Origin of the sequence: Mesorhizobium sp. M0243 (assembly GCF_040321775.1) — a bacterium.
In the GTDB taxonomy this organism is placed as follows: domain Bacteria; phylum Pseudomonadota; class Alphaproteobacteria; order Rhizobiales; family Rhizobiaceae; genus Mesorhizobium.
The window spans coordinates 1-22,849 of sequence record NZ_JAMYSF010000016.1; the positions used below are offsets into that span (position 1 = coordinate 1).

16 protein-coding genes and 1 pseudogene are annotated in these 22,849 nt (G+C 63.2%); 7 read left to right on the plus strand and 10 right to left on the minus strand.

Annotated features, from left to right (window positions below):
- Positions 1–137 precede the first annotated feature (137 nt).
- From rpmG to NKJ11_RS20385, 8 genes are all read right to left on the minus strand, one after another.
- The gene (gene rpmG, locus NKJ11_RS20350) at positions 138–305 is read right to left on the minus strand and encodes a 50S ribosomal protein L33 (protein ID WP_006201775.1); all 168 of its coding nucleotides are present in this window, start codon (positions 303–305) and stop codon (positions 138–140) included.
- 153 nt (positions 306–458) lie between these two features.
- Positions 459–917, minus strand: a complete 459-nt coding sequence (locus NKJ11_RS20355) for a YqfO family protein (RefSeq protein ID WP_023810542.1) — start codon at positions 915–917, stop codon at positions 459–461.
- Positions 918–1,028: 111 nt separating this feature from the next.
- Complete coding sequence (locus tag NKJ11_RS20360) at positions 1,029–2,207, minus strand: MFS transporter (protein WP_023810543.1); 1,179 nt, start codon at positions 2,205–2,207, stop codon at positions 1,029–1,031.
- Positions 2,208–2,285: 78 nt separating this feature from the next.
- Positions 2,286–3,026 carry an NUDIX hydrolase gene (locus NKJ11_RS20365; RefSeq protein ID WP_352794153.1) on the minus strand — a complete coding sequence of 247 codons (741 nt, stop codon included), beginning with the start codon at positions 3,024–3,026 and terminating at the stop codon, positions 2,286–2,288.
- An 86-nt stretch (positions 3,027–3,112) separates the two neighbouring features.
- Positions 3,113–3,547: a DUF983 domain-containing protein gene (locus tag NKJ11_RS20370; protein WP_027036792.1), complete on the minus strand. Its 435-nt coding sequence runs from the start codon at positions 3,545–3,547 to the stop codon at positions 3,113–3,115.
- An 11-nt stretch (positions 3,548–3,558) separates the two neighbouring features.
- The gene (rnr, locus tag NKJ11_RS20375) at positions 3,559–5,877 is read right to left on the minus strand and encodes a ribonuclease R (RefSeq protein WP_352794155.1); all 2,319 of its coding nucleotides are present in this window, start codon (positions 5,875–5,877) and stop codon (positions 3,559–3,561) included.
- A gap of 6 nt (positions 5,878–5,883) precedes the next feature.
- Positions 5,884–8,505 (minus strand): type I DNA topoisomerase, encoded by a 2,622-nt coding sequence (gene topA / locus NKJ11_RS20380; protein ID WP_352794157.1) that lies wholly within the window; start codon positions 8,503–8,505, stop codon positions 5,884–5,886.
- Positions 8,506–8,863: 358 nt separating this feature from the next.
- Positions 8,864–9,241 carry a COG4315 family predicted lipoprotein gene (locus tag NKJ11_RS20385; RefSeq protein WP_128303545.1) on the minus strand — a complete coding sequence of 126 codons (378 nt, stop codon included), beginning with the start codon at positions 9,239–9,241 and terminating at the stop codon, positions 8,864–8,866.
- Positions 9,242–9,427: 186 nt separating this feature from the next.
- Between NKJ11_RS20385 and NKJ11_RS20390 the strand changes: the two genes are divergently transcribed.
- From NKJ11_RS20390 to glmS, 3 genes are all read left to right on the plus strand, one after another.
- Positions 9,428–10,174, plus strand: a complete 747-nt coding sequence (locus NKJ11_RS20390; protein WP_023810549.1) for a cytochrome c biogenesis CcdA family protein — start codon at positions 9,428–9,430, stop codon at positions 10,172–10,174.
- Between the two features lie 161 nt (positions 10,175–10,335).
- A complete protein-coding gene (glmU, locus tag NKJ11_RS20395) occupies positions 10,336–11,694 on the plus strand; it encodes a bifunctional UDP-N-acetylglucosamine diphosphorylase/glucosamine-1-phosphate N-acetyltransferase GlmU (RefSeq protein WP_352794159.1) in 1,359 nt (452 codons plus the stop codon).
- Positions 11,695–11,869: 175 nt separating this feature from the next.
- Positions 11,870–13,693: a glutamine--fructose-6-phosphate transaminase (isomerizing) gene (gene glmS / locus NKJ11_RS20400; RefSeq protein WP_352794161.1), complete on the plus strand. Its 1,824-nt coding sequence runs from the start codon at positions 11,870–11,872 to the stop codon at positions 13,691–13,693.
- A 108-nt stretch (positions 13,694–13,801) separates the two neighbouring features.
- Here glmS and NKJ11_RS20405 read toward each other — a convergent pair.
- Positions 13,802–13,986, minus strand: a pseudogene (locus tag NKJ11_RS20405) (GIY-YIG nuclease family protein).
- Positions 13,987–14,272: 286 nt separating this feature from the next.
- Between NKJ11_RS20405 and NKJ11_RS20410 the strand changes: the two are divergent.
- Complete coding sequence (locus NKJ11_RS20410) at positions 14,273–15,028, plus strand: DUF502 domain-containing protein (RefSeq protein WP_027036784.1); 756 nt, start codon at positions 14,273–14,275, stop codon at positions 15,026–15,028.
- On the opposite strand, the gene recG is transcribed toward NKJ11_RS20410, so the two are convergent.
- The gene (recG, locus tag NKJ11_RS20415; protein ID WP_352794163.1) at positions 14,980–17,088 is read right to left on the minus strand and encodes an ATP-dependent DNA helicase RecG; all 2,109 of its coding nucleotides are present in this window, start codon (positions 17,086–17,088) and stop codon (positions 14,980–14,982) included. The genes NKJ11_RS20410 and recG overlap by 49 nt on opposite strands.
- Positions 17,089–17,399: 311 nt before the next feature.
- Between recG and NKJ11_RS20420 the strand changes: the two genes are divergently transcribed.
- From NKJ11_RS20420 to NKJ11_RS20430, 3 genes are all read left to right on the plus strand, one after another.
- A complete protein-coding gene (locus NKJ11_RS20420; protein ID WP_127296163.1) occupies positions 17,400–17,687 on the plus strand; it encodes an FAD assembly factor SdhE in 288 nt (95 codons plus the stop codon).
- Positions 17,688–17,759: 72 nt separating this feature from the next.
- Positions 17,760–21,257 (plus strand): transcription-repair coupling factor, encoded by a 3,498-nt coding sequence (gene mfd, locus NKJ11_RS20425; protein ID WP_352794165.1) that lies wholly within the window; start codon positions 17,760–17,762, stop codon positions 21,255–21,257.
- A 134-nt stretch (positions 21,258–21,391) separates the two neighbouring features.
- Positions 21,392–22,765 (plus strand): class II 3-deoxy-7-phosphoheptulonate synthase, encoded by a 1,374-nt coding sequence (locus NKJ11_RS20430; protein WP_013531905.1) that lies wholly within the window; start codon positions 21,392–21,394, stop codon positions 22,763–22,765.
- Positions 22,766–22,849 lie beyond the last annotated feature (84 nt).

A 22,849-nucleotide genomic window follows, 5' to 3' on the forward strand; every position in this document is an offset into this window, starting at 1 on the left:
CAAAAACACGGGGGCGATCATGCCCCCGTGTCGTCAAAAAGCTACCAGCCAAATATCCTGTCAGAACACTGAAGGTGCCTAAGTGAACTGCATTAGCCCATTGGGCGGCGTTTCGGCATTGCAGCGGGAAACCCAGATTACTTGATCTTGGTTTCCTTGAATTCGACGTGCTTCTTGGCGACCGGGTCGTACTTGCGGAACGACAGCTTGTCGGTCTTGGTGCGGCTGTTCTTGCTGGTCACGTAGAAGAAACCGGTGTCGGCGGTCGACAGAAGCTTGATCTTGATGTTTGCGGCTTTGGCCATGATATCAGTCCGTTTGTTCGTGGGGTTTTGGCCGCTGGAGCACGGGGAAACACCCGGACGCGGGAAACTTGGCGCGACACATAAAGAACGCGCCCGGAAAGTCAAGCCCGGCAAGCCTCGTGCGATCCGCCTGAGCCTGCTGGTGAACGGAAATCATGCGGTTTCTGTCGCCGGTGCAGCAACCTTCTTCCAGTCTCCGGTCGTGTTCCACCAGCGATTCGGATTGGCGCGGTCGTCCAGCCCCTTGGAACGGCTGGCGAGAATCGGTTGAATGCGGATCACCGGTTCCTGATAGGAATGTGCTTGGAAAATCGCCTCGACGACACGAGCGGCCAGCGCCTGATCGTCCGGCAGTTCGAAGGAAACCTCGACCGTGCCGGGCCGCCGCCTCAATTCGGTTTCGGCGCCGGCGGCCGCACCGTCAAGCGGCCTGTAGCGTTCGATGCCGTGCGCCGACTGATAGGCATTGCGGTCATACTTGCCCATGGCCAGCGGCGCTATCGCCACCACGGCATCCATGATGCGGTCGACGTCGGCGGCCGGAGCCTGGAACGTTACGAGCAGAAGCAGTGTCATTCGTAGCGATGTGGTTTCAAAGCCGCTGTCGATCATGGAAGGGTCCTCGAGTGTTTTGGGACGCCTTTTTAGCCCTGTGCTCCTGACACGGTTCTGTCAGCAGCCTGTCTCCGTGCCGTGCCAAATGCATGGCTGGCCACAGTCGCGCTACAGCAGGATCTTGCGAACCAACCTGACGGCGACCAAAGCGATATAGGCGGCGAAGAACAGGCCGAGCGACCAGCCGAAGCCGGACGGGCCGAACGCATCCATGCCGATGCCGATCGCCTGCGGGCCGAGCACCATGCCGACGCCGTAGCACAGCACGAAGGCGGCGTTGGCCGACGCCAGTTCATGGCCGGAAAGCTGCGAGCCGAGATGGGCGAGGCCGATCGTGTACATGGCAGCGACGACGCCGCCCCAGACGAACAGAAGCGCGGCCATCAGATGCCAATTCTGGGCGAAGAAGGGCATGAAGACGGTGCCGATAAGACCGACCGTGGCGCAGGCAATCAGCAGGTAGCGGCGATCGCTGACGCGGTCGCTGATCATGCCGATCGGGATCTGCAACAACACATTGCCGAGGCCGATCATGGTCAGGAGAAGTGCTGCATCGGCTTCGGAATAGCCGATTCGGCTGCCATAGATCGGGAACAGGGCAAAGCCGCCGGTTTCCACCGCGCCGAACACCAGCACGGCAGCGGTCGCCGACGGCACCAGCCAGATGTAGCGCAGGAAATTGCTGGTTTCGCCATCCGAGGCGATCGACGGGCTCTCGTTGCGTGCTGCCAGCACGGGTATGGCCGCCAGCGTCACCAACGCGATGATGACGCCGAACGGCCTGAAGCCGGAACTGCCGAGATGGGCGAACAGCCACGGTCCGGCGGCAAAGCCGAGCGACAGGACAGTGGCATAAATGCCCAGCACAAGGCCGCGTCGGTGCGGCGGCGCCGAGGTGCTGATCCAGAATTCGGACAGGATGAACAGCACCGTCAGCGCAATGTGCAGCACGATGCGCAGCGGAAACCACATCCAGAAATCGGGTGCGAAATGGAAGCCGACAAAGGCCAGCGCGCCGGCGGCGATCATGGCGATCATTGTCCAGGCAACGCCGAAGCGCATGGCGAGCGGGGTCGCCAGCGGCGCACCGGCGATCGAGGCGAGGCCGGCGACGGCGGTGTTGAGGCCGATCATCGAAGCCGAATGGCCGCGCGTTTCGAGGATGACGCTGAGCAGCGGCATGCCAAGGCCGATGGCGATGCCGACGACGCTGATCGACGAGATCGCCGCCACCATCGGCAGCCAGTGTACGCGTTCGTCGCCCTGTGGTTGGGTATCGACCGTCATGGGATTCTGAATACTCTGTCTGTTTGATCTTACGCAATTCCGGGCGGAAAACCGCGTCACACTTTTCCTGGAATTGCTCTAGAGAAGTTCGCGGGTGAAGCGGTTGCGGACAAGCCGGTAGAAGGGCACGGGACCGCCCGGACGCAACAGCGGGTCATGGGCGAGGCGCTTTTGCAGCTCGTCCAGGATCATTTGGGTGATGTCGGGTATGTCGGCTTCCCTGGCCTTGGCAAGCGGCAGCCAGACCAGCTCTTCAAGCTCGTTGGTCGGGCCGCCACCGGGCAGTTCGACCGCGACGTCGTCACGCCAGGCGCTGAAGAAGCGGGTGTCGAAGCGGCGCACCCGGTTGGGCGGCGTGATGGCGCGCGCAACGAAGCGCAGCATGTCGAGAGAGGGTTGCACGCCGTGTTCGGCAAAGCCTTGCCAATCGGGCCTGAGGGTTGCGAAAGCACCCTTGCGGCCGATCAGCAGCCCGGCTTCCTCATAGGTTTCGCGGATGGCGGACAGGGCGATGGCGCGGGCCCGTGCGGCGCTTGTGCGGCCCGGCCCGGCGACCAGCCTGGCTTCCTGCTCCGGGTGCAATGCGGCGGCGACCCGAATGCGGCTGTCGGCCGGATCGGTGCGGCCGCCGGGAAAGACGAACTTGCCCGGCATGAAGGCGTGGCCGGCATGGCGGCGGCCCATCAGAACCAGCACGTTATCGCCCTTGCGGTCGAGCAGGATCAGGGTTGCCGCGTCGCGCGGGCGAATTGGCGGGTCGCTATGAGCGATCATGCTCCGCTCGATCTTGTCGACTTCCGCCTTGGTCATACCGTCCATGCGCAGGACCTAGCGGAAACTTCTGGCAAGCGAAAGTGGCCTTTCACGGTCGGCATGTTGCGCCAGGCCGCATTCTTGGTTGCGACTCAGGCTCCTGGATGCGGCTCGATCACGTCGTGCTCGCCGCCGAAGCCGTGCATATAGAAGGCCCATTGCAGTCCGATGACGGCGCCCTTGACGGGTTGCAGCAGTGCCACCGACAAAAGGATGGTCAGCGGCACCCAGATGGCGATGTGCTGCCATGTGGACAGGGTGGAGGTCGCCTCGACGCCCATGAAAGCGCCGAGCACGATGTGGCCGACGATGACGATGACGAGATAGGCAGGCAGGTCGTCGGCGCGGTGGTGATGCAGTTCCTCGCCGCAGACACTGCATGTGTCGACGGTCTTGGTGAAAGCGCGAAACAGCTTGCCTTCGCCGCAATGCGGGCAGCGGCCGAGCAGGCCGCGCTTCATCGCCGTCCACAGCGGGCGCGCGGCCCGGCCCGAGTGATGTTCTCCGCCGAAAACCTGTTCTTCCATGGCTGTTGTCATCATCGTCTCCTGCCGCGCGAACCCGGTCGCGATTGCGACGCGCGGGCGCGGCCCTTGGCCTTGTGAAACGACCGCTTGGAGCCCGGCAAAGGCTTCGGGTCGGTCAACATTTCGAAGCGCATCGCGCCGGCCATCGGCGCCACCTCGACGAGTCGGACCTCGACGCGGTCCGCGAGCTGGTAGCCTTTGCCCGAGCGTTCCCCGAACAGGGAGCGGGCCGTTTCATCGTATATATAGTAATCGCCGCCCAGAGTTGACACCGGGATGAAACCATCCGCGCCGTACTGCGGCAATTGGACAAATAGTCCTGACTTGGTGACGCCGGAGATGCGGGCATCGAACCGGTCGTCGACGCGTTCGGCGAGATAGCTGGCGATCAGACGGTCGACCGTGTCCCGCTCGGCCGCCATTGCGCGGCGTTCCGTGCCGGAAATCAGCACGGCGACATCTTCGAGCCGTGCCGCTTCGTCCTGCGTCAGCCCGCCCGAACCCAATCCGAGTGCGGCAATAAGTCCGCGATGCACGATCAAATCGGCGTAGCGGCGGATCGGTGAGGTGAAATGGGCGTAGCGGCGGAGGTTGAGACCGAAATGGCCGATGTTCTTTGGCGAGTATTCGGCTTGGCTCTGCGAGCGCAGAACCACTTCGTTGACCAGGCCTTCATTGTCGGCGCCGCGCACGCGCTCCAAAATGCCGTTGAACTGGCTTGGCTGCATCTGCGCGCCGCGCGCAAGTGACAGGCCCAATGTCTGCAGGAACTCGCGCAGCGATTCCTGTTTGGCCAGCGATGGCGCGTCATGGACGCGATAGACCAGTTCCTGTTTCTTCGCCTCGAGCGTTTCGGCCGCCGCGACATTGGCCTGGATCATGAATTCTTCGATGAGCTTGTGGGCATCGAGCCGGTCCGGCACGATGACGCGATCGACGGTGCCGTCCGGCTTTAGCACGATCTTGCGCTCCGGCAGGTCGAGTTCGAGCGGTTGGCGGCCATCGCGGCCGCGCTTCAGGATCGCATAGGCGTCCCACAGTGGCTTCAGCACGGTTTTGAGGATCGGGCCTGTCTTGTCGTCCGGCGCGCCGTCGATCGCCGCCTGAGCCTGCTGGTAGGCGAGCTTTGCCGCCGACTTCATCATGACGCGATGGAAGGAGTGCCTGAGCTTGCGGCCCTCGGCCGAAAAAACCATGCGCACTGCCAATGCCGGCCGGTCCTGGCCCTCGCGCAGCGAGCAGAGATCGTTGGAGATGCGCTCGGGCAGCATCGGCACGACGCGATCCGGGAAATACACCGAATTGCCGCGCTTCAGCGCTTCGCGGTCGAGTGCCGTGCCGTAGCGCACATAGGCGGCGACGTCGGCGATGGCGACAGTGGCAACCACGCCGCCCGGGTTCTTCTCGTCGAGATCCGGCGTGGCGAAGACGGCGTCGTCATGATCCTTGGCGTCGGCCGGATCGATGGTGATCAACGGCAGGTCGCGCCAGTCCTCGCGGTGATCCAGCGTCGCCGGCTTGACCGCTTCGGATTCGGCGATGACGTCGGCCGGGAAGATATGCGGAATGTCATGCGCGTGGATGGCGATCATCGAGACCGCCTTTTCGCTGGTCAGCGAACCCAGCACGTTGAGCACCTTGGCTCTCGGCAGCCCATAGCGAGAAGCCCGCGCGGGCTCGACCTCGACCAGGTCGCCGTTCTTGGCGCCGTTCTGGAATTCCTTGTCGACGATCAGTTCGGGCTGGCGCCGTTCCACCGGCTCGATGCGGAAGGTGCCGTCCTGCAAGATGCGAAAGACACCGAGCACGGCATCGGTGCGTTTTTCGAAAATCTTCACCACCCGCCCGGTGTAGGCGGGGCCGCCCAGGGCAACGTTCGTCTCGTCGGCCGGAAAGGTCTTGGCCAGCACGCGGTCGCCAATGCCGGGCGCCGGTCCACCGCCACTGCGCGACAGGCGGATGGAAACGATGGGCGGCGGTCCATTGGCCGTGTGTTCGGTAGGACGCGCCAAGAGCACGCCATCGGCATCACGGTCGAAAATATCGAGGACCGTGACATGGGGCAGGGCGCCGACGCGGGCCAACCCCTTGCGCTCCTTGGTAAGGACGCCTTCGTCCTGCAAGTCGCGCAAAATGTCCTTCAGCCAGATGCGGTCGTCGCCGCGCAGCGCGAACGCCTTTGCGATGTCGCGTTTGCCGGCGCGATCGGGATTTTCGGCGATGTAGCGCAGGATTTCGTCACGCGACGGTCGGTAGTCGTCCTTGACCTTGGCCCTGGTGTCGGCGGTGCGCGGATCGCCGTGGGTTCTGCCGGTGATCTTGCGCGCCACGCTGCCCTATCCTTTTTTCTTCGCGGCCGGCTTCTTGGCTGCCACTTTCTTGGTTGCCGGGGCCTTGGCCGCTGCTGCCTTGCGGAAAGGTTTCTTGCCGCCGCCGCCCTTGGCTTCCTTCTCGGCAATCAGCGCCAGCGCGTCCTCGATGGTCACCGACTGTGGATCCCTGCCCTTGGGCAGGGTGGCGTTGACCTTGCCGAAATTCACGTAAGGTCCGTATTTGCCGTCGCGCACGACGATCTTGCCGCCGCCATCGGGATGGTCGCCAAGTTCCTTGAGCGCAGCGGCAGTGCCGCCATTGCGGCCACCCTTGCCCTTCAACTGCTTCTCGGCGATCACCGACACGGCGCGGTTGAGGCCGATCGAGAACACGTCCTCGATGCTCTCGAGATTGGCATAGGTGCCGTCATGCAGCACGAACGGACCGTAGCGGCCGAGCCCTGCCGAGATCATCTTGGCGGTTTCCGGATGCTGGCCGACATCGCGCGGCAGCGACAGCAGCGCCAACGCCTTCTCATGGTCTATCGACTCGGCCGTCCAGCCCTTGGGCAGGCTGGAGCGCTTGGCTTCCTTGCCGTCGCCGCGCTGCAGATAGGGACCGAAGCGGCCGCTGCGCAGCGTGATTTCCTCAGACGTATACGGATCCTTGCCGATGACCTTGGTGCCGTCTTCGCCGCCGCCATTCTCGCCATTGGGATTGGCGGCGTCGCCGAGCTGACGGGTGAAGGAGCATTCGGGATAGTTCGAGCAGCCGACAAAGGCGCCGAATTTGCCGAGCTTCAGCGACAGATTGCCGGTGCCGCATTTCGGACAGATGCGCGGATTGGAGCCATCCTCCCGCGCGGGAAACACCAGCGGCGCCAGTTCCTCATTGAGCGCGTCGAGCACGTCGGTGACGCGCAGTTCCTTGATGTCTGCGACGGCACCGGAAAAATCCTTCCAGAAATCGCGTAGCACGTCTTTCCAGGCGAGCTTGCCGTCCGAGATCTCGTCGAGCTTCTCTTCCAGAGATGCCGTGAAGTCGTACTCGACATAACGTTTGAAGAAGCTTTCGAGGAAGGCCGACAGCAGCCGGCCCTTGGCCTGCGGCACCAGTCGGCGCTTGTCGATGGTGACATAGTCGCGGTCTTCGAGTGTCTTCAGGATCGCCGTATACGTAGAAGGCCGGCCGATGCCGAGTTCTTCCAGCTTCTTGATCAGCGACGCCTCGGAATAGCGCGGCGGCGGCTCGGTGGTGTGCTGGGTGGCATTGATCGCCTGGCGGGCAAGCTGCTCGCCGGCGCGGATTTCGGGCAGGCGACGATTTTCCTCGTCTTCCGTATCGTCGTCCTTCTGGTCGGTGTAGGCGGCAATGAAGCCGTCGAAGCGAACGACCGAGCCGACGGCGCGAAGCTCGGCGGTGCGCGATCCATTGACCGCTTCGATCTCGGCGGTGGTGCGCTCGATCTCGGCCGACTGCATCTGGCTGGCGATGGCGCGCTTCCAGATCAGCTCATAGAGCCGCATCTGGTCGGAATCGAGATATTGCCTGACCGATGCCGGGGTGCGCATGAAATCCGTCGGGCGGATCGCTTCGTGCGCTTCCTGGGCGTTCTTGGCTTTGGCCGTATATTGGCGCGGCTTTTCCGGCAGGTATTTTGCGCCGAATTCCTTGGCAATGGCGTCGCGTGCGGCGTCGATCGCCTCGGGTGCCATCTGCACGCCGTCGGTTCGCATATAGGTGATGAGACCTGTGGTCTCGCCGCCGATCTCCATGCCTTCATAGAGACGTTGCGCCACCTGCATGGTGCGGCTGGCCGAGAAGCCGAGGCCCGATGAGGCGGCCTGCTGCAGCGTCGACGTGGTGAAGGGCGGGCCGGGATTGCGCTTGGTCGGCTTGGCTTCGACCGACACCGCCTTGAAGGTCGCGCCTTCGAGCATCGACTTGATGTCGTCGGCCTGCGCCTTGTTGGAAATATCGAGCTTTTGCAGCTTCTTGCGATCGAACGCCGTCAGCCGCGCTTCGAAATTCTCGTTGCGCGGCGTGCCGAGCAGGGCGGCGATCTGCCAGTATTCCTCGCGGATGAAGCGCTCAATCTCGGATTCGCGGTCGCAGACCAGGCGCAGTGCAACCGACTGGACGCGTCCGGCCGAACGGGCGCCCGGCAGCTTGCGCCACAGCACCGGCGACAGCGTGAAGCCGACGAGATAATCCAGCGCCCGACGGGCGAGATAGGCATCGACCAGTGGCGCATCGATCTGGCGCGGATTGGCCATTGCTTCCAGCACCGACGATTTGGTGATGGCGTTGAAGACGACGCGGCTGACCGGCTTGTCCTTTAGTGCGCGCTTCTGCTTCAGCACCTCCAGCACATGCCAGGAGATGGCTTCACCTTCGCGATCCGGATCGGTGGCGAGGATCAGGCCGTCGGCATCCTTGACCGCCTTGGCTATGTCGGCAAGCCGCTTGCCCGAGGCGGTGTCGACCGCCCAGGACATGGCGAAATCCTCATCCGGACGCACCGAGCCATCCTTGGCCGGCAAATCCCTGACATGGCCGAACGAGGCCAGAACCTTGTAGTTCTTGCCGAGGTATTTGTTGATTGTCTTCGCCTTGGCCGGCGATTCGACGACGACGACGTCCATGAGGTCTCATATCAGCTGTGGTGCGGCAGAAGAATTCCGCTGCGCGCGACGAAATCTCGTTCTATTTGTCGCTCACATGGCCGCGCTTTTGCATCCGGTCAAGGGGAAGCGCCCAAATTGCGGGCCGGTCCGCAGCAATACACTCTAAGAGTGTATGGAGAAAATCACAGAATTTTGGGAAAGGGAGATGTGGTGCCGAGCCGGCGAAAACGACCTGGTTTCACTTTTCCACCGAGTCGCGGAGTGACGGCCGGGAATAGCGTCGGTTCGACGCCAGAACGGCTGATTGATGCTGGCCGCCGGCGGCATGGAGCGATGCCCGGCGACCAGTCAGCAGGCGGGACTGGGATAGAGTGGCTTAGTCGGCCTTGACGATGTGCCAGACTTCGCCGACGCCGTCGCCGGTCACGTCGCCGGGCTTCTTGTCCTTTATGAAGGTGTAGACCGGCTTGCCGTCATAGGCCCACATCTTGGTGCCGTCGGTGCGGTCGACAACGGTCCATTCGTCATCCGCCTTGGCGCCGGCTTCGGCCTTCAGCGGCGGCCAGTTGGTGGCGCATTTGTCGTAGCAGTTGGTCTTGCCCTTCTCGTCCTTGTCATAGGTGTAAAGCGTCATGCCGTTGGCGTCGGTGTAGATCTTGGTGCCATTGACCTCGGCTTCCTTCCACGCGTCGGCGGCGAAGGATGCGGCGGTGCTGAGTAGAAGCGCTGCCAGTCCTGCGGTTATGGTTTTCATGGAAATCTCCCTGACTGATATCTGGAGACGCGCGGGAAATCGCGGCCTCACAGCATCAACGCCTGCGAGCCGTCGTTTCTTCCTGGCAAGTGCGTCGGGCAATGGATGATCTTGCCAACACAATGGTGATTGGTGGACAAGGCTGCGCGTCGCTATATCGGCGTCACGGCATTGGAGTTCTTGGAAATGGCATTGGACATCGGCTATGTCAGCGCGATCGGGGCGGGAGCTATCTCGTTCCTGTCGCCTTGCGTGCTGCCGCTGGTGCCGCCTTATCTCTGTTATATGGCCGGCGTGTCGGTCGACGATTTCCGCGGCAATGCCGGTGCGACAGCGCGTGAAGGCGCACGCGGCGCGCTGCTCTTTTCCTCGATCGCCTTCGTGCTCGGCTTCTCGACCGTCTTTGTCGCGCTGGGCGCCGGCGCCTCGACCATCGGCCGGCTGCTGCGCGTCTGGCAGGAGCCGCTGGCAATGGGCGCCGGTGTGCTGATCATCCTGATGGGCCTGAATTTCCTCGGCATCCTGCGCATTCCGCTGCTGTCGCGCGAGGCGCGCTTCCAGTCGCAGGGAAAACCGGCGAGTGCTGTCGCCGCCTATGTCATGGGGCTGGCTTTCGCCTTCGGCTGGACGCCCTGCATCGGCCCGGTGCTGGGGCCGATCCTGACGCTGGCAGGTGGTCGCGAAACGGTGGGCGAGGGCGCGCTGCTGCTCGCCGCCTATTCGCTCGGGCTGGGCATCCCGTTCCTGATCGCCGCGCTGTTTTCAGGCGCCTTCATGCGCTTCCTCGGCAAATTCCGCGTCCATCTCGGCCGTGTCGAAAAGGCGATCGGCGCGCTGCTGGTCGTTGCCGGCGTGTTTTTCCTCACCGGCGGCGTGCAGACCGTTTCCTACTGGCTGCTGGAGAATTTCCCGGTGCTGGGGCGGCTGGGGTAGCGGCGGGCAAATGCCCAGGCTGAGCCCAGGATCGAACTGTGGACCCGCTGATTAAAAGTCAGTTGCTCTACCATCGCACCGGAATTTAACCGCATTGGTGAAGCATGGCGCCACTGCTAGCATGCTTTGATTCCCAACCCTTTTCATATGGTTGTCGTTCCATGAGCCAGAGATCCTGCCTGTCCGTCATCCTTGCCGCCGGCGAAGGCACGCGCATGAAGAGCGTGCTGCCGAAGGTGCTGCACCAGATCGCCGGGCTGCCGATGGTCGCCCATGTGGTGAGGGCGGCCGAAGCTGCCGGCGCCGGCAGCCAAGCGTTGGTGATTGGACATGGCGCGGAAGAGATGCGCAAGGCGGCGGCGAAATTCGCTCCAAAGGCTGAGACCTTCGTGCAGGACAAGCGCCTCGGCACCGCGCATGCCGTGCTGGCCGCGCGCGAAGCGATATCAAAGGGTCATGACGATATTCTCGTGATGTTTGGCGACACGCCGCTGATCGGCGCCGATGCGCTGACGGTGGCGCGGCTGAAACTGGCTGAAGGTGCTGCCGTCGTCGTGGTTGGCTTCCGTCCTCCCAGTCCGACCGGCTATGGCCGGTTGATCGAAAAGGACGGCAAGCTGGTCGCCATCCGCGAGGAAAAGGATTGCTCCGAGGAGGAGAAAAAAATCGGCTTCTGCAATGCCGGGACGATGGCGGTAGCCGGCGCCCACGCGCTGAGGCTGCTCGACGCGGTCGGCAATAAGAATGCCAAGGGCGAGTACTACCTAACCGACATTGTCGAGATCGCCGGCGCGCGAGGCCTCGATGTCGTCGCCACCGAAGCCAGCTTCGAGAGCGCGCTCGGCATCAACAATCGCGCCGAACTGGCGCAGGCCGAGGGCATCTGGCAGGCGCGTCGCCGGCACGAAGCGATGCTGTCGGGTGTGACGCTGATTGCGCCGGAGACGGTGTATTTCTCGCATGACACCGAGATTGGCGCTGACACGATCGTCGAGCCCAATGTCTGGTTCGGCCCGGGCGTGAAAATTGCCACGGGCGCCAAGATCCATGCCTTCAGCCATATCGAGGGCGCCACTATTGCGTCCAATTGCGATGTCGGGCCGTACGCGCGGCTGCGGCCGGGCGCCGATCTCCGAGACAAGGCCAAAGTCGGTAATTTCTGCGAGGTCAAGCAGGCGGTTATCGAAGAGGGCGCCAAGGTCAACCATCTGACCTATATCGGCGATGCCCGCGTCGGTGCGGGCGCCAATATCGGCGCCGGCACCATCACCTGCAATTATGACGGCTATTCGAAATTCTTCACGGACATCGGCGAGGGCGCGTTCATTGGCTCCAATTCGTCGCTGGTGGCGCCTGTCACCATCGGCAAGGGCGGCTACATCGCCTCGGGCAGCGTGATCACCGAAAGCGTGCCCGACGACGCGCTGGCCTTCGGCCGCGCCCGCCAGAAGACGATTCCAGGCAAGGGCAAGGAATTGCGCGAGCGCTTTGCTTCGGCCGCGGCTGCGAAGAAAAAGTAAAACCGGCCCGCAAAAAACCGAACGATTGCAGTAACCGGATTGCAAGAGCGGTCTGTCATGGTGCATCGACAAGAATGAGCGTTCCGTTACACGGGACGAAATGCAATGTGACTTTCACGGCAGGCCGGCCATCCCTAAATAGTGCTGGTTTTCTGGGGATTCGGGGGCTTTCTGCATGTGCGGTATCGTTGGAATCGTCGGCCGCTCGCAGGTTGCGCCGCTCATTGTCGATGCGTTGAAGCGGTTGGAGTACCGTGGCTATGACTCGGCCGGCGTCGCCACCATCGAGCGTGGCGAACTCGCCCGGCGCCGTGCCGAAGGCAAGCTGATCAACCTGGAGCGCCGGCTCAAGGACGAGCCGCTCGATGGCACGATCGGCATCGGTCACACGCGCTGGGCGACGCATGGCGTGCCCAACGAGACCAATGCGCACCCGCATTTTTCCGATGGCGTCGCCATCGTCCACAACGGCATCATCGAGAATTTCGCCGAATTGCGCGAAGAACTGATCCGCGACGGCTATTCTTTTTCGTCGCAGACCGACACCGAGGTCGTGGCGCATCTGGTGGCGCGCGAACTCGCCAGGGGGCTGAAGCCGGTCGAAGCCGCGCACCAGGCGCTGAAGCGGCTGGAAGGGGCCTTCGCGCTGGCCATCATGTTCAAGGGCGATGAAGACCTGATCGTCGGCGCGCGCAACGGTCCGCCGCTGGCTGTCGGCCATGGCGATGGCGAGATGTTTCTGGGCTCCGACGCCATCGCGCTCGCACCGTTCACCAATTCGATCACCTATCTCGAAGATGGCGACTGGGCGGTGGTGCGCCGCGACGGCGTCACCATCTTCGACATCGACGGCACAAAGGTCGACCGCAAGCGCCAGCAGTCGCTTTCGACCAGCTTCATGGTCGACAAGGGCAATCGGCGCCATTTCATGGAGAAGGAAATCCATGAGCAGCCCGAGGTCATCTCGCACACGCTGGCGAATTATCTGGATTTTGTCGGCGGCGTCTCCAAGCCGCTCGACCTGCCTTTCGATTTCGCCAAAATCGACCGGCTGGCGATTTCGGCCTGCGGCACCGCCTATCTCGCCGGCCTGATTGGCAAGTACTGGTTCGAGCGCTACGCGCGACTACCGGTCGATATCGATGTCGCTTCGGAATTCCGTTACCGCGAAATGCCGCTGTCGAAGAACGATGCCGCCTTCTTCATCTCGCAATCGGGCGAGACCGCGGACACGCTGGCCTCGCTGCGCTACTGCCGCAAGGCGGGGATGAAGATCGGCGCCGTCGTCAATGTGCGGGAATCGACGATGGCGCGCGAATCCGACGTCGTGCTGCCGACGCTGGCGGGACCGGAGATCGGCGTTGCCTCGACCAAGGCATTCACCTGCCAGCTGTCGGTGTTGGCATCGCTAGCCGTGCGTGCCGGCGTGGCGCGCGGGACAATCTCGAAGCAGCAGGAAAAGACCTTTGTGCGCGAGCTTTCGGAAGCGCCGCGCTATGCCAATCAGGTGCTGAAGCTCGACCATCAGATCGAAAAGATCGCGCGCGACCTCGCGCACTATAAGAACGTGCTCTATCTCGGCCGCGACACCAATTTCCCGCTGGCCATGGAAGGCGCGCTAAAACTCAAGGAAATCTCCTATATCCACGCCGAAGGCTATGCAGCCGGCGAACTGAAGCATGGCCCGATCGCACTGATCGACGAGAACATGCCGGTCATCGTCATCGCGCCGCACGACCGCATTTTCGAAAAAACCGTGTCGAACATGCAGGAAGTGGCGGCGCGCGGCGGCAAGATCATCCTCATCACCGACAGCAAGGGTGCGGCACTGACGAGCGTCAAGACGATGGAGACGATCGTGCTGCCGGACGTGCCGGAAATCATCTCGCCGATCATCTACGCGCTGCCGATCCAGATGCTCGCCTATTTTACCGCCGTGTTCATGGGCACCGACGTCGACCAGCCGCGCAATCTGGCGAAATCGGTGACGGTGGAGTAGGCCTCATCCTTTCGTCATCCACGGGCGGAGCGGGAGCGAAGCTCCTGCGCAGACCCGAGGATCCATTCCGTGACGGTGGTGGCGGATCAAGCGGTGCAGAACTTGGCGCTACCACCCAGTCCCGCGGAAAAGTTCGAACCACTCCGGATTGGCCATTCCGATCAGTTCGATCTTACATTGACGCGGCCAACGTTTCAGCGACTTCTCGCGCTGGATCGCATCGGATCGTTTGTGACGCCAATATAGATGGTGCCGCGTTTCCGGCTCGCAGTTAAATAGACATAGCCCGTCATGAACGAAGTATAGCGACCGAAGGATTCGCCGACCATCTTGAGGGGTTGCATTCTTCGGCCGACGTCACGGAATGGATCCTCGGGTCTGCGCCGCGTCGCTTCGCTCCTTGCTCCGCCCGTGGATGACGAAGGGGAGGGATGTTTCGGCTAATCGCGAACGTATGCTGCTTCCGTTTGGATTGCTTCGCTGGAAGCGGCGGCATAATCGGCTCTTTAAAAACTTCGCAGTTCCAAAGCTTCGTCCGGTTCACTAATGTTGCGCTGCAACCCGCGCCTCCGGTGAATCATGTCCGACGCTCCCAAGACTTCCGGCGTGACCCGGCTGAGGAACTATTTCCTCACGGGCTTCATTGTCTGCGCGCCGCTGGCGATCACCGCCTACATTGCATGGTCTTTCATCGGCTGGGTCGATTCCTGGGTGAAACCCTATATTCCGGCCCGCTACAGCCCTGACACCTATTTGTCGTTTCCGGTGCCGGGGTTCGGGCTGATCGTGGCGCTCATCCTGATCACGCTGATCGGCTTCCTGACGGCAAACATCGTCGGCCGCGCCATCGTCAATTTCGGCGAGCGCCTGCTTGGCCGCATGCCGCTGGTGCGCGGCATCTATGGCTCGCTGAAGCAGATTTTCGAGACCGTGCTGTCGAACAAGGGTGACATGTTCCGCCAGGTCGGGCTGGTCGAATATCCGCGCAAGGGTGTGTGGTCGCTGGTGTTCGTCGCCAGCGAGAAGGAAACCGAGATCAACCAGAAGCTTGACCAGGAAGGCGATCCGCTGATTGCCGTGTTTATGCCGTGCACGCCGAACCCGACCACCGGATTCCTGATGTATGTGCCGAAGTCGGACATCGTGCTGCTCGACATGACGATCGAGGACGGCGCCAAGCTGATCGTCTCGGCCGGGCTGGTGGCGCCCGAGGTCAAGCAAATGGTTGTCGTGAATGGCGAGCCGATCGAGGGAATGCTCGCCAACCCGTCGGTTGCCGCCCTGGCTCAGCCGGCGCGCAGGAGCCGCACGGCCTCGTCGCGGCCGAACAAATAAAGCAGCAGGCGCAACGCCTCGCCTCGGTCTGATTGCAGCTCCGGATCGCGCGACAGGATCAGCCTGGCATCGTCGCGGGCGGCCTCCAGAAGGTCGGCATGCGCCTCGATGCGCGCCACCTGGAAACCCGGCGTGCCGGACTGGCGGGTGCCCAGCAATTCGCCTTCGCCGCGCAGCCTCAGGTCCTCCTCGGCGATCAGGAACCCGTCCTCGGTCTCGCGCATCACCGACAGCCGGCGTTTTGCGGTCTCGCCGAGCGGGTCCTTGTAGAGCAGCACGCAGGAGGAGGGCTTGTCACCACGCCCGACCCGGCCGCGCAACTGATGCAATTGGGCGAGGCCGAAGCGCTCGGCATGCTCGATGACCATGACGGTGGCGTCCGGTACGTCGACGCCGACCTCGATGACCGTGGTGGCGATCAGGATGCGTGTCTCGCCCTGCTTGAAGGCGCGCATCGCCTCGTCCTTCTCGGCACCCTTCATGCGGCCGTGAACGAGACCGATGCGATCGCCGAACAATGGTTTCAGCGAGGCGAAGCGGTCTTCGGCCGACATCAGCTTGATTTCTTCGGATTCCTCGACCAGCGGACAGATCCAGTAGATCTTCTGGCCGCCGGCGACGGCGTCCACCATGCGGTCGACCAGTTCGTCGAGCCGCTCGAGTGGCAGCGTAACGGTACGGATCGGCTGGCGGCCGGCCGGTTTTTCCGTCAGCTTCGATACGTCCATGTCGCCGAAGGCGGTCAGCACCAGCGTGCGCGGGATGGGAGTGGCCGTCATCACCAGCATGTCTGGCGCGTCGCCCTTGGCGGTGATGGCAAGCCGCTGATGGACGCCGAAACGGTGCTGCTCGTCGATCACGGCAAAGACCAGATCGTGGAACATGACCGTCTCCTGGAACAGCGCATGGGTGCCGACGACGATGTCGATCTCGCCGCTTGCCAAGCCGGCCAGCGTATCAGCGCGTTCGCGGCCCTTCTCGCGGCCCGTGAGGATGGCGATGCGCAACCCGACCTTGGCGGCAAGCGGCGTGATGGTCGCCAGATGCTGGCGCGCCAGGATTTCGGTCGGTGCCATCAAGGCTGCCTGGCCGCCGGCCTCGACAGCCCGCGCCATGGCCAGCAGCGCGACGACCGTCTTGCCGGAGCCGACATCGCCCTGCAGAAGCCGCAGCATGCGCTCGGGATCGGCGAGGTCGGCATTGATTTCGGCTAGCGCGAACTCCTGGCTCGATGTCAGCGAATAGGGCAGTGCGGCTCGCAGTTTTTCGACGATGCGGCCGTCGCCGACCAGGGGGCGGCCGGACAGGCGGCGGACTTTTGCCCGCACCAGCGCCAGCGAGACCTGGCCCGCCAGCAGCTCATCATAGGCGAGGCGCCGCCAGGCAGCGCCATCGACGGAGACATCGATCGGGTCGGCCGGATTGTGGATGCGGGCAAGCGCGCCGGCAAAGGAGGGAGACGTGTGGCGGCGCATGAAAGCGCCCTCCTGCCATTCGGGAAATTCGGGCACACGCGCCAGCGCCTGGCCGATCGCCCGGCGTAGCACCTTGCCCGAGAGCCCGGCTGTCAGGGGATAGACCGGTTCGACCAGCGGCAGGTTTTCCGCCTCGCTGGCCAGCGCGATATGGTCGGGGTGGACCATGCTCGGGCGGCCATTGAACCATTCCATGCGGCCCGAGACCACGACATGCTCGCCCTCGGGCATCGCCTTTTCGAGGTAGGAAGCGTGAGCATGGAAGAAGGTCAGCGCGATCTCGCCGGTGTCGTCATGGGCGAAGACCCGGTAAGGCACCGACCTGTTGCCGCGCGGCGGCGGCTGGTGGCGGTCGATGCGCACCTCCAGCGTCACGATCTGGCCCTCCGCGGATCCTGCGATGCCCGGCCGGCTGCGGCGGTCGATGACGGTGTGCGGCAGCACGAACAGAAGGTCGCCCGCGCGGGCGGGGCGGTCACCGAGGTCGGCCGGGACGACTTTTTCTATAAGCGCGCCGACTTTCGGCCCGACGCCGGCAAGCGAGGTGATCGGGACAAACAAGGGATCGAGGATGGAAGGCCTCATCTGAGAGAAACCATGCGGTGTCTGCGCTCATCCCCCTCTGGCCTGCCGGCCATCTCCCCCTCAAGGGGGGAGATTAGCAGTTCCGACCTCGCCGCCCGCCTTGCGCAGTTGGAAATTGGCGAAAGCAGTCGTGCCATACGATCTCCCTCCTTGAGGGGGAGATGTCCGGCAGGACAGACGGGGGTGCTAGCGCCGATACTGTCAGGAATGTTCGTCACACCGAGATGTTAGACGCCAACCGGGCCGTTGCAAGGCTGACAGCCCCTTCTATCCACGCTATATGCGCCCGCAGCAAGCAAGGATGCGGCACGATGACCGGAACGACGAGATCAAGCGAGGGGCTCGACGTCCGCCGCCGCAAGCTTCTGTTTCGCTCCTGGCATCGCGGCATGCGCGAGATGGACCTTATCCTCGGCACTTTCGCCGACGCTGAGATCGGCGCCTTGACGGCTGAGGAAATCGACCAATATGAGAGGCTCCTCGACATTCCCGATACCGAATTCCTGCCCATGGTCACCGGCGAACGCCCGGTGCCGGCCGACATCGATTGTGCCGTCCTGCAAAAGATCCTGGCTTTCCGCCGTTCTCTGACATTCTGAACACAAGCAATTCCAGGAAAAGTACGAAGCGGTTTTCCCTGGGGAATTGCGATAAAACAAGACCGTGATTTGATGAGCCTCATTCCCACCATCGGTTTGCCGAAAGACCGCGCCGGTCAGTTCATCGTCGACGGCGTCGCCGATGGCTACGAAGCCTTTGCGCTGGTGCAGGCAGCACTCGAGATCGCGCCCGACAAGCCGGTTCTGTTCGTCGCGCGCGACGGTCAGCGCCTGCCGGCGATCATCGAGGCGCTGTCTTTCGCGGCCCCCGGCCTGCCGGTGCTGGAACTGCCGGCCTGGGATTGCTTGCCCTACGACCGCGTCTCGCCCGGCTCGGATGCGGCCGCCAAGCGCCTCGATGCACTGACCGCCATGATCGCGCTGGCGAAGAAGCCGCACCGCGCCGTCATTCTCACCACCGCCAATGCGCTGCTGCAGCGCATTCCGCCGGCGGATCTCGTCGAGGCACAGACCTTCCACGCCAGGCCCGGCAACCAGATCGACATGAACGTACTGGTGTCGCGACTGGAAACGTCCGGTTTCGAACGCGTGCCGACCGTGCGCGGTATCGGTGAATTCGCGGTGCGCGGCGGCATTCTCGACCTTTTCGCCCCCGGCTGGACCGAAGCGCTCAGGCTCGACTTCTTCGGCGACACGCTGGAATCGATCCGTGTCTTCGACGCCGCCACGCAGCGCACCACCGGCCAGCGCAAGTCGATGGCGTTGCAGGCGATGAGCGAAGTGGCGCTGACGCCGGAAACCATCAGCCGTTTCCGCCGCTCCTATATCGAAGCCTTTGGCGCTCCACAGCGCGATGACGGGCTCTATGCAGCAGTCAGCGAAGGCAGGCGGTTTGCCGGCATGGAACACTGGCTGCCGTTTTTCTATGAGCGGCTGGAGACGGTGTTCGACTATCTGCCTCACACGCCTGTCATCTTCGACCATCTGGCGCATGAGGCGCTGGCCGAGCGCCACACGCTGATCCTCGACCATTACGAGGCGCGCAAGAAGCAGGCGGACGGTGCCTTGAAGGACGCCGTGCCCTACAAGCCGGTCGCACCGGACCTGCTCTATCTCTCCCCGGAAAACCTGATTGCCTCGCTAGGGCCGCGTGAAGCGATCGACTTCACGCCGTTTGACGCGCCTGACGCCGGCGCGAAAAAGGTTTTTCATGCCGGTTCGCGCCCTGGCCGCAGCTTTGTCGAGGAACGCGCCGACCCGAACGTCAATGTGTTCGACGTTGTCGTCAAACACATCGCCGATGAGCGCGCGGCGCGCCGCCGCGTCGTCATCGCCGGCTGGACCGAGGGCTCGCTCGATCGGCTTGGCCAGATCCTTGCCGAACACCATCTCGGCAACCTCAAGCAGGTTGCAACGCTGGCGGAAGCCGAAAAGCTCGAGCCGGGTCAGGCGGCCTTGGCCGTGCTGCCGCTCGAATCCGGCTTCGAAACCGAAAAACTGGTCGTCGTTGCCGAACAGGACATTCTCGGCGACCGGTTGATCCGGCGCTCGAAACGCAAGAAGCGTCCCTCGGATTTCATTGCCGAGGCCTCGGCATTGTCGGCCGGCGACATTGTCGTCCACGCCGACCACGGCATTGGCCGGTTTATCGGGCTGCGCACCATCGAAGCGGTCGGTGCACCGCATGACTGCCTGGAAATCCACTATGCCGGCGACGACCGGCTGTTCCTGCCGGTCGAGAACATCGAACTCCTGTCGCGCTATGGTTCTGACACAGCCGAGGCGACGCTGGACAAGCTTGGCGGCGGCGCCTGGCAGTCGCGCAAGGCGCGGCTGAAGAAACGCCTGCTTGACATGGCCGGGCAGCTGATCCGCATCGCCGCCGAGCGGCAAATGCGCTCCGCACCGCCACTGGTGCCGGCAGAAGGCCTCTATGGCGAGTTCGCGGCCCGCTTTCCCTATGAGGAGACCGACGACCAGCAGACGGCGATCGACTCGGTGCGCGACGATCTGGCCGCCGGCAAGCCGATGGACCGGCTGATTTGCGGTGATGTCGGCTTCGGCAAGACCGAAGTGGCGCTGCGCGCCGCCTTCATCGCGGCGATGGAAGGCTTTCAGGTGGCGGTTGTGGTGCCGACGACATTGTTGTCGCGCCAGCATTTCAAGACCTTTTCGCAGCGTTTCTCCGGCCTGCCGATCCGTGTCGGCCAGGCGTCGCGGCTAGTCGGCGCCAAGGAACTGGCCGAGACCAAGAAAGGTATCGCCGAGGGCCAGGTCGACATCGTCATCGGTACGCATGCGCTGCTCGGTTCCGCAATCTCGTTCAAGAACCTTGGCCTGCTGATCATCGACGAAGAGCAGCATTTTGGCGTCAAGCACAAGGAGCGGCTGAAGGATTTGAAGACCGACGTGCACGTGCTGACGCTGTCGGCGACGCCGATCCCGCGCACGCTGCAACTGGCGTTGACCGGGGTGCGCGAACTGTCGCTGATCGCCACGCCGCCGGTCGACCGCATGGCGGTGCGCACCTTCATCTCGCCCTTCGATCCGCTGGTCATCCGCGAGACGCTGCTGCGCGAGCGCTATCGTGGCGGCCATTCCTTCTATGTGGTGCCGCGCATCAGCGATCTCTCGGAAATCCATGATTTCCTGAAGGAATCCGTGCCGGAGTTGAAGGTGGCGGTGGCCCATGGCCAGATGCCGCCGGGCGAACTCGACGACATCATGAATGCCTTCTACGACGGCCAGTACGATGTGCTGTTGTCCACGACCATCGTCGAATCCGGTCTCGACATCCCGACCGCCAACACGCTGATCATCCATCGGGCCGACATGTTCGGCCTGTCGCAGCTTTACCAGTTACGCGGTCGCGTCGGTCGCTCGAAGGTGCGCGCCTATGCGTTGTTCACGCTGCCGGCCAACCGCAAGCTCACCGACACCGCCGAGCGCCGGCTGAAGGTGCTGCAATCGCTGGATACGCTGGGCGCCGGCTTCCAGCTCGCCAGCCACGACCTCGACATCCGTGGCGCCGGCAATCTTCTGGGCGAAGAGCAGTCCGGCCACATCAAGGAGGTCGGCTTCGAGCTCTACCAGCAGATGCTGGAAGAGGCTGTCGCCGAGGTGAAGGATTCCGGCGAGGTCCAGGATGGCGGCTGGTCGCCGCAGATTGCCGTCGGCACGGCGGTGATGATCCCGGAAAGCTATGTTCCGGACCTGCAGCTCAGGCTGGCGCTTTATCGCCGTCTCGGCGATCTCGAGAACACCGAGGAAATCGACGCTTTCGGCGCCGAGCTGATCGACCGCTTCGGCCCGTTGCCGGAAGAGGTCAAGCATCTGCTCAAGATCGTCTTCATCAAGGCGCTTTGCCGCAAGGCCAATGTCGAGAAGCTCGACGCCGGGCCGAAGGGCGTCGTCATCCATTTCCGCAAGCGCGAATTCTCCAACCCGGTCGGGCTCGTCCGGTTCATCGGCGAGCAGGGCTCGCTGGCCAAGATCCGGCCGGACCACAGCGTCGTCTTCGTGCGCGATTGGCCAACCCCCGAGAAGCGATTGGCGGGCTCGGCGGTGGTCATGACGCAGTTGGCGCGGCTGGTGGAGAAGGCGGCATAGCCCGCCCCGGACCATTCGCCAGCGCTTGAATTCCGGTCTAGAATACGAAAACGGCTTCGTGTATGGAGCCGCCATCCCATATAGGGGCTGGAGTGGGGGCGAGGGTGCTCGCCGGAAAGAGTGTTGGTGCAGCGATGACGAAATGGTCGCCGAATTCGTGGAGAGCAAAGCCGATCAAGCAGGTTCCTGCCTATCCGGACCTTGCCGCGCTGAAGAACACGGAGGCCCAGCTCGCAACCTTTCCGCCGCTGGTTTTTGCCGGTGAGGCGCGCAAGCTGAAGAAGCAGCTCGCTTCTGTCGCCGCCGGTGACGCATTCCTCCTGCAGGGCGGCGATTGCGCCGAGAGCTTCGCCGAGCATGGCGCGGACAACATCCGCGACTTCTTCCGCGTCTTCCTGCAGATGTCGGTGGTGCTCACCTTCGCTGGCGCGCAGCCGGTGGTGAAGGTCGGCCGCGTTGCCGGCCAGTTTGCCAAGCCGCGATCGTCCGACAACGAGACCAAGGGTGAGGTGACGCTGCCCAGCTATCGCGGCGATATCATCAACGGCATCGAATTCGACCCCAAGTCGCGCATTCCGGACCCCGCTCGCCAGGAGATGGCGTATCGCCAGTCGGCGGCGACGCTCAACCTTTTGCGCGCCTTCGCGCAAGGCGGCTATGCCAGCCTGGAGAATGTGCACCGCTGGATGCTCGGCTTCGTGTCCGACAGTCCGCAGGGCGAGAAATACGAGTCTCTTGCCAACCGCATCACCGAGACGATGGACTTCATGAAGGCCGTCGGCATCACCTCGGAAACCAACTACGCGCTGCGCGAGACCGATTTCTACACCAGCCACGAGGCGCTGCTGCTCGGCTATGAGGAGGCACTGACGCGTGTCGATTCGACCTCTGGCGACTGGTACGCCACCTCGGGTCACATGATCTGGATCGGAGACCGCACCCGCCAGCCCGACCATGCGCATGTCGAATATTGCCGTGGCATCAAGAACCCGCTCGGCCTGAAATGCGGTCCGTCGCTGACGCCGGACGGCTTGCTGGAGCTGATCGACCTGCTCAATCCCGAGAACGAGCCCGGCCGGCTGACGCTGATCGCCCGCTTCGGTTCCGACAAGGTCGCCGACCATCTGCCGAAGCTGGTTCGCGCGGTGCAGAAGGAAGGCCGCTCCGTGGTGTGGTCGTCGGATCCGATGCACGGCAACACGATCGAGGCCGCCGGCTACAAGACGCGGCCGTTCGACCGCATTCTGAAGGAGGTGCAGACCTTCTTCGAGGTGCACCGCGCCGAAGGCACGCATCCGGGCGGCATCCATGTCGAAATGACCGGCAAGAACGTCACCGAATGCACCGGTGGCGCACGCGCCATCACCGCCGAGGAATTGCAGGACCGCTACCACACCCATTGCGACCCGCGCCTCAATGCCGATCAGGCGATCGAACTGGCCTTCCTGGTCTCGGATCTGTTGAAGAAGAGCCACCCGGTGCAGCACAAGCAGGTTGCCAACGGCTGATTTTCGCGCAGTCCGAATAAGATCCACGAAAGGGCGTCCGAGAAATCGGGCGCCTTTTATGTCTGCGCTAGTCCAGTGTTCCCG